The organism is bacterium, from assembly GCA_021159335.1.
Classification (GTDB): Bacteria; UBP14; UBA6098; order B30-G16; family B30-G16; genus JAGGRZ01.
Genome location: JAGGRZ010000060.1, coordinates 1 through 10,895, shown reverse-complemented (window position 1 = coordinate 10,895; position 10,895 = coordinate 1). Strand labels below are relative to the sequence as shown.

Below are 10,895 nucleotides of genomic sequence, written 5' to 3'. Positions count from 1 at the left end.
CATGAAAAGACTTGTTATATTAGTATTGCTGCTAATCTTATCAGTTACATCTTTCGCTGCTCGTGACCTGCCCATATTCCACGAGTGGCTGCCCGACTCCATCGTTACCCGCGGGAAAATACATCATTGGGTGTTGCCAAATGGATTGAATGTGGCATTCTGGGAAAACCACACGGCACCAGTGGTATCCTGCAAAATAATGATCAAAACGGGTTCTGCCCATGAGGGTGAGTATCTTGGTGCTGGCATATCGCATTATCTGGAACATGTGGTTTCAGGTGGAACAACTTCAAAAAGAACCGAGAACGAATACAAAGAACTGACCCAGAAGTACGCTTTATCCATAAATGCCTATACATCAAGGGATGTAACTGTATACTACGGGCAAGGTAGCTCCAAAAATTTCGTGCCATTGCTCTCTATGCTCTCAGAATTTGTTCGTTATTGCGCGTTCGATTCATTTGAGGTAGCCCGCGAGAAAAATGTTATCCTTCAGGAAATAAGGAAAGGACGCGAGGAATCTGAGAGAATCCTATGGGAACTTTTTAACAAGACATTTTACATGCTAAGCCCATACAGGCATCCAATAATAGGCTACGAGGAACAATTCCTAAAGCTACGGAGAAGCGACCTCATCAATTACTATAACTCTAAATACGCGCCCAATAACGCTATATTAGCGATAGCAGGTGACCTAACACCCAACGAGGTAATAAGCATTGCAGAGTCCTTATTTGGGGATTGGGAGCGAAGAACAATTAAATCGGAATGCATCCCTGTAGAACCCATACCAGTCGCTCCCCGTGTTGCGGAAAAAGAGGCAGAAGTAAAAGTAGCAAGCTTTGTTATGGGCTTCCCGACAACTTGGCGAGGTGATTTCGATAACTACGCACTAAGTTTTCTTGCCTACATTCTTGCAGGTTACCCAGCGGCAAGACTAAACATGAAGCTCGTTAATACAGAAACCCCGCTTGCGCACTCGATAAGTGCCTATGCGCCACAAGGAAGAATTAATCGCGGAACTTTCATTATTAGGTGCAGTTTTGATTATGAAAATAGAGATACAATAATAAAAATAATCTGGAATGAGATAGACAGAATCAAGCAATACGGCGTAACCAGAGAGGAAGTTGAGAAGAGCAAGGAAGCTTTTCGTAAAAACCTAATGCGCTCCATTGAGAGCCCGAGTTCGCAGGCGAGCGTACTTATGTACAGAATCCTCAATGACGGCACCCCATTCACCGATGGATTCTGGTATTTGCCATATCGCCGCGTAACACCTGAAGATGTTAAGCGTGTTGCCGAAAAATACCTTTTGCGAAACAGGATGGTTCTCGCAATCCTTAAGCCAAAAGGCGCTGCCACAAAACTCGATAGTATCCTTGCCAAAGCACAAACCGCTCAAAAGCCGAACTTCACTTTAAGAAAACTTCCGAACGGAATAAGGCTTATTCTCGGGGAAAACAATAATATTCCTACATTCGATTTTGCCATTTATCTGCTCGGAGGCTCAATCTACGAACCAAAGGATAAAGCGGGTCTGGCAGAATTCACGGCTCTTTATCTCGGTGAGGGAACGCGAAAATTCCCTTCATTCAGAGCATTGCAACAGAAACTTGAGGATTTGCAAATGGACATCGAGCACAATGCTGGAAGACATACTATTTTCATAAAGGGTAAATTCTACAGAGGCGATTTCGACGAGGCTATGGAGATAGTCTCGCAGATGTTGCTGTATCCGAAATTCCCAGAAGCATCAGAAGAGAAACTAAGAGAAAACTTACTTGCTGAATACAACTCACTTAAGGGATGGTGGTATTCTGAAGCCAGAGTGATTTTCGACAAGAAATTTTTCGGAGACCATCCATACGCGAGACCAGTTTGCGGTTACCCAGAAACCATCAAAAAACTTACCGCAAAGGACGCTAAACTTTATTGGTCGAGCGTTCTCGACCCATCGAGAATGGTTATCGCAATATCGGGTCCCATGCCCGTTGATGAAATGGAAAGAAAATTAGCCCGCCTTTTCGGAAAAATACATGCGCCCAATGCTGAACAATCGATAGCAATGATAGCGAAAGTGCCAAACTTAACACCTCACGAGAAACCAATTTACGAAAAAATACCTACAGAACGCGGGCAGGCGACACTTATAATAGGATTTGATGCCCCTACAAGCTATGACGAAAAAGATAAATGGGCACTTCGAGCTGCTGCTGGACTGCTTTCCGCGGGCAGCCTTAGTGGATGGCTTTACGACGAACTACGAGGTAAAAGAAACCTCGTCTATATAGCATGGGCAAGTCTGTCAACCATGAAACATGGCGGAACATTCACCATAACTACACAGTGTGCCCCCGAGGAATTCGACACAGTTTACACCATAATAAACAATCTAATCGAAAGGTTGCGCAAAGGTGATTTCGCAGAGGAAGAACTGAAAAGAATAGAAAACTCCCTCGCGGAAAAGCATGATATGGCATTCCAGACTCAAGCTGACTTCGTAAATACTATGGCACTCGACGAACTTTATGGCTTTGGATTCAATTATTACACGAAGTATGGGGAAAGGATAAAGTCAGTTTCAAAAGAAGATGTGGTTAACGCAGCTAAAAAGTATTTGGCAAACCCTGTAACTTTGGTTTTAATGCCAAAAGAGTATGAAAATTAAATAAGGAGGGACGATGTGAGGCGCAAACTAATATATGCTTTGTTATTGCTGGCTATCATAACCCTTGCCCCTGCTGCAAGATTCCCGGAATTTTCCTTAAGGAGTTCGCGCGGCGAAACTGTTACCCTTGATTCGCTTTTGAGTCTTGGCAAGCCCCTCGTAATAGTATTCTGGGCTACATGGTGCAAGCCCTGCAACAAGCAACTCGTGTCCATAAGGACATACATTGAAGACCTTCACAACAATCCCGGATTTATAACTATTGCCATCTGCGAGGATGACCCCCGAAGCATAAGGTATGCCCGTGGAACAGCCAAAAAAGAAGGTTGGGACCATCTCCTGATACTCTACGATGAAGCTGGAGCTTTAAGCGACAGAGCAGGCGTAATAGACATACCGGAACTCTTCATTGTCAACGCGGAAGGCAAAGTGTTATACAGACATATAGGATTTAATCCAGGCGACGAGAAAATTATTCACGAGAAAATCGAACAGGTAATCAATCAGGGGAAAGGTTCGCACACAGCATCCATAACAGTTGGAGTTATCGGGTCTGAGTAAGGTTCCTTGCAGCGAATATAGCAGCCCCCATAATACCCGCCATCTTAATGTATCTCGCTCTTACTATCCTCACATCATCCGAAAGAGGCTTTAAAGCGTGTCTTACAGCATAAATTCTTGCTTTCTTTATCATATCGCTCCACAAAGCTATCCCACCACCTATAACGATTTTCTCCGGATTGAATATATTAATTACATTAGCCAGAAATGTTCCCATCCTTCGTGCAACGATGTCGAGCACTTTGTTAGCTGCTGGGTCGCCAAGTGAGGCAGCCTGTTGGACAACCTTTGGCGTTAATCTGTCAAACCTGCCCTCAATAAGACTCCACATGATGGACCCTTTATCCTTCCTTAGCACTTCCCAAGCGGTTCTTACTATTCCTTTGTGTGCGATAAGCGCCTCGGCACACCCTCTGCGTCCACAGCCACACCGAGGACCATCAGGGTCTATAACCATGTGTCCCAGCTCACCAGCAAATCCACTTCTGCCGGCAAGCAGCTTACCATCAACAACAATTCCGCCACCGATACCAGTCCCGACCGTAATCATAACCATCGGGTTCGCCTTCTTTCCATTTCCACGAACGAATTCCGCCAGAGCCGCGAGCGAGGCATCATTGCCCACGAAAATCCTACTGGGCGGATATTCCAGCAACTCCGCAAGAAGCGATTTAAGGTCGATAATACCCCACCCTCTGAAATTAGGCGGGCTATAGACAACGCCATCACTATCCACAGGACCTGCTACACCTACTCCAACACCATCTATAGCACAATCGGAACCAAATATGTTATCCTTGATAAAAAGAATAGTCGATGCCACAGCCTCGGGACCGCCCGACTCGGGCGTTGGATGCTCAACATAATCGTGTATATTGCCCACCTCATCAAGGAGTCCCGCTTTAATATTGGTGCCACCAATATCTACCGAAAAGATTCTCATTTCCCTATTATCTCGATTCGCGTTTTACATATGTTTCTTCCCAGCAATTCATACACGTTTAGTGGCGATTGCTCCACATGTCGTCGCTCCTCAAGTGATATTTCCATTTCGATATGGGATTTCCTGAACCATCTCGGGATCTCGCTCCTCTTCTTTCCGGTAGCATATTCTATAACAGCAAGGAGTGATTCCCAGCATTTTTTCGCAGCATCCTCGTTTTGTTTGTCCACCATTATCGCCACCTTAGCTTGTGATGCGACATTCTCAAGATTAGCCACTGCTTTTGCCCAGTACCAAAATCTTACTTTATCAGCGCTGGACAGTTTATCCTGACCAAAAAACCACATGTCCATGTTCCAAACTGCCGAGAACGAGTCGGTCTTCTGCATACCAAAGCGAATCGGCTCTGACGATAATCCATTATTTTGAGCGAAAAACTCCAAATAGTAAGAACCGTCGGCTATAGGTACCTCAGATAAATCAATGGTTCTCTGGCGAAGGTTTAGAGGGACAACAAAGTGGCCAAAACCCATTACAGGCTCTATTGCTACACAAAATTTTTGCTGCAATGATGTCCCGAAATCAAGAATCAAATTCGGCGGAATGGACGGCTCAGTCCATAGAACTTTTGCAGGGGAAAAGTCCGCAGCAACCAACGAGACCACGGCATAAGGCGCGCGCGACATGCTTGTAGGCTCAACAAAAAGAGCTATCCGCCGGTGTATGCCGGTAAATTTCGCAATCATCCTTGAAAGGGCAAAAAGACGAGCATAGCTTTTTCCACTATTGGGCAAACCAAAACCATCAATAAGAACGATGGCCGACGGATTCCGAGAAAGAATGCGGGAAAGTTCGCTCGACAAACCACTGTCAACCCTGAAAGCCCGCAAATCCCAATATGGCTTTCCTCTGAGCGCCTTCACTTTTAACGGTGAAAAATTTCCAAATTCTATCGTTAATTCCACCCTTGCATCGAAAACGGACGGCGTATCAAGAAATGTCGCTTTGAAATTGTGGCTGCTGCCCACAATTATCCTCTCACCTATTTCCGGATATTTTTTGGCAATATAGTAATGCACAGCCTCAGAACGAGATTTAGATAATTTGTTACACATTGCCGAATCGACAGCACTATCCAGTAACTCCGAGCAGAAACCGAGAAGATGGATTTTAGCATCAGGGTTGATCTCAACAATTCGGGACCAATAATCGAGTATATTTTTCGCGTGCCCATCAAGTTCCGCGCTTTGCCTGCCGAAAAAAATCGTTTTGAACCTGTATGGAATGTCCAGACCCTGAGAAAAATTCGACGGTATCGAGATTGCACTGGAAAAAATAGAGATGGAGTATTTTCCCGAATCAACCTGAGCTGAAACAAAGGCAGCAACGATAACGAAAATTATGGGAGTAAATTTACAACTCATAAAATTGCGTTCTCCTATCCCTGAAAATATCGTTTCTCTCGGTTACATTTTTGTCCAAAGCGTTATCCGGGTTAACCTCAACTATTTTGATTTCATCCCTGTCATCCTCTGAGTCGCACAAAATAGTTCCATCGGGAGCATAAATTATACTTTTTCCCGTGAACGATAATGACAATTCTCCAACGGTTTCCGAACCACCTCTATTTGATAGTATCACGAAAGTCCTGTTCTCAACAGCTCTTGCGAAAAGCGCCCTCTGGCAAAGCGGTAGCATAAGATTCGAGGAATAAACGAGTATCTGTGCACCCTTCAACGCCAGCGTTCGGCTTATCTCGGGAAAGATCCAATCAAAACATATCATAAGACCAAACTTAGCCCCTCGGAATTCGAATGGTTCAGCTTTAAGGTTGCCCGGGGTGAATATAAGCTTCTCACGATTGAAAAGATGTAGTTTCCTATAAAGTTTGTAACTGCCATCGGGCATAACAGCCATTGAAGAATTATAAATTTTATCTCCGTCTATTTCAGGAAACCCTCCTATAACCATCCCGTTTATTTTTTTAGCCCACGAGAGCATAGCTTCAAAAATTTCACCTTCACCTGCTTTTTGGGCGAAGCACGCAAGCTCATTTTTATCAGTAAAAAGGTATCCTGTTAAGAAAAGCTCAGGAAAAACGAGAACATCAGCTTTAACACCATCGATTCTCTCGTTTATTCTCCTTATATTTCCCTCGACATCAAGCCTTTTAGGCGTGAATTGAAAGTATCCTATTCTCATACCTCACCTCTTCCGCCAGTTTGTATCACCTAATTTATACTCCAGAAGCTTTGCAACGACGGAGCCAATGGGAATTTTGGACACCATCATCACAGGCATTTTTTTCTTATCATCAGTAATCCATAGAAACATTCTTCCTTTTCGCTGAAAAAGCCCGGGAGTAGCTATAATAGGCTCCACAACAAGACACGCAAACCTGCCAGCAGGAACACTAACTGTATCGCGCCTATGAACGATAACCTTAATAGGATAATTTCCGCCGTCATCGTGATACGGTAACGGAATCGTGTCCCCTGGCTCAAGATTGAGCGTCCTAACATAGTAAAAAGCGGACAATATATCCTGCACACGCTCGTAGGTTTTAACATTATAAACGCCCTCACGAATGGCTCTGTGGTTCTTTTGGTCAAATTTTATCGTGAACTTCGCCCTATATTTTCCCTCTCGCACATTTTTCTTAAAAAGCCACGGGTAAAAGCTATCTACATCCATGTAACTCTCAATAAAATCTTTAACAGGATAAACCAGCTTAACAAAACCCACAGAATACGCTTTAGAACGAAGGTGAAAGCATCTCTTCGAATCCACGGTCCTCAAACCTGCTACCTCAAGTATTCCGTGTCCCCCCATTATTGGGATAGTCCCGACACCTGGCAATGCCACATATACGCCGAAATCAAGATACTCACCAATCCCGAATGCATTCCTGTTAACCGGTCGGGGAATTTCAACTCCTTCGAGTGCTTTTAGGGCTTTTTCAAGCTGCTCGGGTGTCTGCAATTTGGCAAAAACAACGCCCGAGAAAATAATTGCAAGAGCAATATAGATTGTTATATAAATCCTGAATTTCTTCATGTAAGTATCACTTTCACACTTTTTATTCTCTGGCTTTCAAGCTCCTGAACCACTATTGACACCTTATCATCGACTTTCACTTTTTCTCCGGGTTTTGGTATACCACCGACAATGCTATAGACCAACCCGCCTATAGTATCAGCTTCGTCATACGGTATTTCAATTCCGAGCTCCTCCTCGACCTCGTCAATCGACACTCTTCCGTTCACAAGCCACACATTTTCGCTTATCTGAACGATGGGGCGTTCCTCGCGGTCGTATTCGTCCTGTATCTCACCCACGATTTCCTCAAGAATGTCCTCCATAGTTACCAATCCAGCGACTCCCCCGTATTCATCGACAACTATCGCTATATGCACTCTTTCCCGCCTGAATTCCTGCATAAGTTCATTAACAAGTTTGGATTCAGGAACGAAGTAAGGACGCCTTGCTATCTTCCGCAAATCTATGTTGTCGCTCCCATTTTCTCCTATAGTTAAAAGCAAGTCCTTTGCATACAAAATTCCAACGACATTATCAACTCTGCCCTCATAAATGGGGATTCGCGAATGCCCGTGTGTTTTTATCAGCTCTATAATCTGCTTTGGCGTTGAGTCCACAGGTGCGCAGACCATGTCAATGCGGGGCACCATTATCTCCCTCACAGTCGTATCGCCAAAATCTATAATGTGTTTTATCATTTTCCGCTCTTCTTCCTCAAGCCTTTTTGGTCCCTCGTGCTCGCCTATGTAAGCCAACTGTCTCTGAAGTGCAAGACTTTGAACCCCCTTGATTCCTATGAGCCTTAGCAGAATGTTGAGCAGGAATTTTACGACTTCCTTTAATGGATAAACAATCACATAAAACATGCGAATCAACCATGCCATGCTGAACACATAATCCTGCTTCCATCCAGCAGCAGAAGCCGGCAATATGTTCATACAAAGTAGAGTTATCCCGCTAAGCACCACCCCAAAAATAACGAGAGTATCAAGCATTGGTGCTTTCACAATAGATACAACCAACGCAAAAAGCGAGCCTGCAAAGATGAACAGGAATATAGCACGCATCACAATGAAGAATGTCTCAATATCGCCAGCCTGAGTCAGAACCCTCGCAAGCCACGATTTTGACGGGGAGCTCTTTTTTATTTTTGGAGGTAATTCACAGGAAAAAAGCGCTACCTCAAGCGCGGAAAATATATAAAGACCAACTGCCGAAAGGATCGTTATTACAAGGGATAATAATGGGTCATCCATAAAATTTTACACCTCCTTGGTTAAATTGTATGAAACCCTCTTGTGAAAAGTTTTTCGGGCTAAAGGTAAAATTCTTTCAATTATTCGCTTTATTTGCCCTATCTTTATTTCCGACTCATCAAACTGCCCATCATCGATCTTAGCCTTTATTAATTCCTCCACAAGCTTTCTACATTTACTCTCATCCTCAAGAACTTCGGCTTCTTGGCTTCGAAGAGACGCCTCAACGATGTCGCAAATCATGACTATGGTAGCTTCAAGAGTTTTAGGCTTCGGCCCAGGATAGCGGAATTCCTCTGCATCGACATCGGAGTCACCCTTTTTTGCAAGCTCGTAGAAGTAATCTATAATTGATGTTCCGTGATGCTGCTCAATAATATCTATTATTGGCTGCGGGAGCCCGTTTTCTCTGGCTATCCTTACTCCATTTTCGATGTGGCTAACTATTATTTTTTTGCTTTCATGAGGCTGCAACTTTTCGTGAGGGTTCCTCCCTGATTTGTTCTCAATGAAATATTCGGGATTAACCAGTTTCCCTATGTCATGATAGTATCCTCCCACACGCGCCAAAACAGGATTCGCCCCGACCTCTTCCGCGGCAGCTGCTGCCATATTCCCAACCATTATCGAATGAGTAAAAGTTCCTGGCGCCTCAACCGAAAGCCTCTGGAGAAGTCCACTGTTTATGTCCGAAAGGTCGATAAGCGTGATGTCAGACACCATTCCAGAATATCTCTCAAAAAATGGTAATGTGAAAAGTGCTACAATAGGAGATATCAGCGCCGAAGCCAGAAATTCAACTGAATAATCCAGTATATCGCCCGATGGGACATACTTGACCATGTTAAGCACGATAAGCGCAAAAACACCGAGTGCTGCACTTACTATTATATGTCCAAAAAGTCTATTCCTCACCGTTACAACTCTCTCGGAGAAAATAAGTGTTATAGATGCAAGAAGTGCCGCGATGGCGAAAGTAGCATTGCCAAAAATCCCGATAATAGAAAGCATTATTGTCGTGAGTATGGTGAGCAAAGCAAGGTTTTGGTCGAAAAGAAGGAAACTAATCATAATCACGAACATAAAAGGAATAGAATAAATAGTAAGTCCAATAATATAGAAAACAGTTCCCAGAAGACCTATTATAATAACAGGCACAACCAGAGCAACGAACTTCCTGAAGTCACACCATATCTCGTTCCATCGTTTAAAAACTATGTACGAGAAGAAAAATGATATCACGACCAAAATAGCGAATACACCACCAGTTGCTATTATCTGCCTCAAAGGATATTCGAAGCTTGACTTTCGTTTAAGCTCCTTATAGAGAGCTTTTAACTTCAGATAGGCCTCTTCGTCAATTTTTTCATGTTTGCCAACGATCTTTTCGCCCTTGCTAACCTCATACTTTACCCTTACGACCTTTTTGGCAGCTTCTTCTCGCCTCTTTTCCGTCTCAAGCGTGTCAACGATAAGGTTCGGGACGAGAAATAACTTTGCTACTTTCAACGATAGCTCGGCAAGTTTAGGTTTTTTGGGATAATGCTCTGCGAAGCTTTTCTTAAGCTCAGCTACAACGGAACTATCCGTCGGAACCATCGATGCTGGAACAGTTTTCGACCGCTTTCTGCGCAAAATTGTGAAGGCATTGCTGTATTCCTCCTCTTTTTCAGGTATTGCGGCCATAAAACCATCACGATATTCACGCCTAAGTTCAGATGTTACTATCCTTCCAAAGTCATCAGGATTGGAAATAAGCAGCATCTGGTCTATGTCGGATTTTGACAAGCCCTCCCAGATTTTTCTAAGTTCTTTTCGCTTAATTTTAAGTGGTTTTCGACGGTCTCTTAGAATTTTTTTCGTATCTTCCCATCTCCTTGCGAATTCAGTAAGGACCGAATCAGCTATTTTATCGTTGTACGCAAGCACTATGGGCACTGAGCGCTTAACAGCCTCAATCTCAGCTTTTAGGCTGTCTTCATCCTTCGGTACCTTAAAACTTATAGGCGAGATAATATCTTTCTGCGCTATTTCGCCTACTCGGGGAAGAGGTGATTTCCAAACTGTGGAAAGTACATGCGGAATGAAAAAACTTACAGCTAATACCGCTGCGAGAGCCAACTGCTTTATGTATTTCCTGCTTAGAAATCTACTGTCAGACTCTGATTTTTCTGCTTTTTCTCCCAATCTGGACATTTACTTTATTAAAAGTGCCCTCTTTATTTTTGTTCCATTATCGCTTCTAACAACGACAAAGTAAACACCGCTGCAAACATCTTTGGGCACCCACTGGAATGAATATAAACCCTTGGTGAAAGTTTTTCCAGCAATTTTTTCGACGATCCTGCCGCTAACATCCGAGACGAAAACTTCTGCATACGAATTCTCAGGTACGAATAGCTTTATCTCAAGGACAGAATTAAAC

General features: G+C 43.6%; 9 protein-coding genes. 2 read left to right on the top strand and 7 right to left on the bottom strand.

Annotated elements, in window-relative coordinates:
- Positions 1-2,671: insulinase family protein (locus J7J62_03740; protein MCD6124268.1), on the top strand; the 2,671-nt coding region annotated here is incomplete at its 5' end.
- A gap of 15 nt (positions 2,672-2,686) precedes the next feature.
- The gene (locus J7J62_03735) at positions 2,687-3,232 is read left to right on the top strand and encodes a TlpA family protein disulfide reductase (protein ID MCD6124267.1); all 546 of its coding nucleotides are present in this window, start codon (positions 2,687-2,689) and stop codon (positions 3,230-3,232) included.
- Here the strand turns inward: J7J62_03735 and J7J62_03730 are convergent.
- The 7 genes from J7J62_03730 to J7J62_03700 all read right to left on the bottom strand — a co-directional run.
- Entirely contained in the window at positions 3,216-4,175 is a 960-nt protein-coding gene (locus J7J62_03730; protein MCD6124266.1) for an ROK family protein, read from the bottom strand. The genes J7J62_03735 and J7J62_03730 overlap by 17 nt on opposite strands.
- Positions 4,172-5,599, bottom strand: coding sequence for a hypothetical protein (locus tag J7J62_03725; protein MCD6124265.1), 1,428 nt, complete (start codon positions 5,597-5,599; stop codon positions 4,172-4,174). The genes J7J62_03730 and J7J62_03725 overlap by 4 nt, the downstream gene beginning before the upstream one ends.
- Positions 5,589-6,377, bottom strand: coding sequence for a beta-ureidopropionase (locus tag J7J62_03720; protein MCD6124264.1), 789 nt, complete (start codon positions 6,375-6,377; stop codon positions 5,589-5,591). The genes J7J62_03725 and J7J62_03720 overlap by 11 nt, the downstream gene beginning before the upstream one ends.
- A gap of 3 nt (positions 6,378-6,380) precedes the next feature.
- Positions 6,381-7,157, bottom strand: coding sequence for a DUF3108 domain-containing protein (locus J7J62_03715; protein ID MCD6124263.1), 777 nt, complete (start codon positions 7,155-7,157; stop codon positions 6,381-6,383).
- Positions 7,158-7,228: 71 nt separating this feature from the next.
- Positions 7,229-8,470, bottom strand: a complete 1,242-nt coding sequence (locus J7J62_03710; protein MCD6124262.1) for an HlyC/CorC family transporter — start codon at positions 8,468-8,470, stop codon at positions 7,229-7,231.
- Positions 8,471-8,476: 6 nt separating this feature from the next.
- Positions 8,477-10,666 carry an HDIG domain-containing protein gene (locus J7J62_03705; GenBank protein MCD6124261.1) on the bottom strand — a complete coding sequence of 730 codons (2,190 nt, stop codon included), beginning with the start codon at positions 10,664-10,666 and terminating at the stop codon, positions 8,477-8,479.
- Positions 10,667-10,895 (bottom strand): T9SS type A sorting domain-containing protein (locus J7J62_03700; GenBank protein ID MCD6124260.1); only part of this gene is annotated, 229 nt, incomplete at its 5' end.

Bases quoted from the DNA above. Each gene is read 5' to 3' on its own strand.
- J7J62_03730 (MCD6124266.1), bottom strand. From the start codon at position 4,175: ATGAGAATCTTTTCGGTAGATATTGGTGGCACCAATATTAAAGCGGGA.
- J7J62_03725 (MCD6124265.1), bottom strand. From the start codon at position 5,599: ATGAGTTGTAAATTTACTCCCATAATTTTCGTTATCGTTGCTGCCTTT.
- J7J62_03720 (MCD6124264.1), bottom strand. From the start codon at position 6,377: ATGAGAATAGGATACTTTCAATTCACGCCTAAAAGGCTTGATGTCGAG.
- J7J62_03710 (MCD6124262.1), bottom strand. From the start codon at position 8,470: ATGGATGACCCATTATTATCCCTTGTAATAACGATCCTTTCGGCAGTT.
- J7J62_03705 (MCD6124261.1), bottom strand. From the start codon at position 10,666: ATGTCCAGATTGGGAGAAAAAGCAGAAAAATCAGAGTCTGACAGTAGA.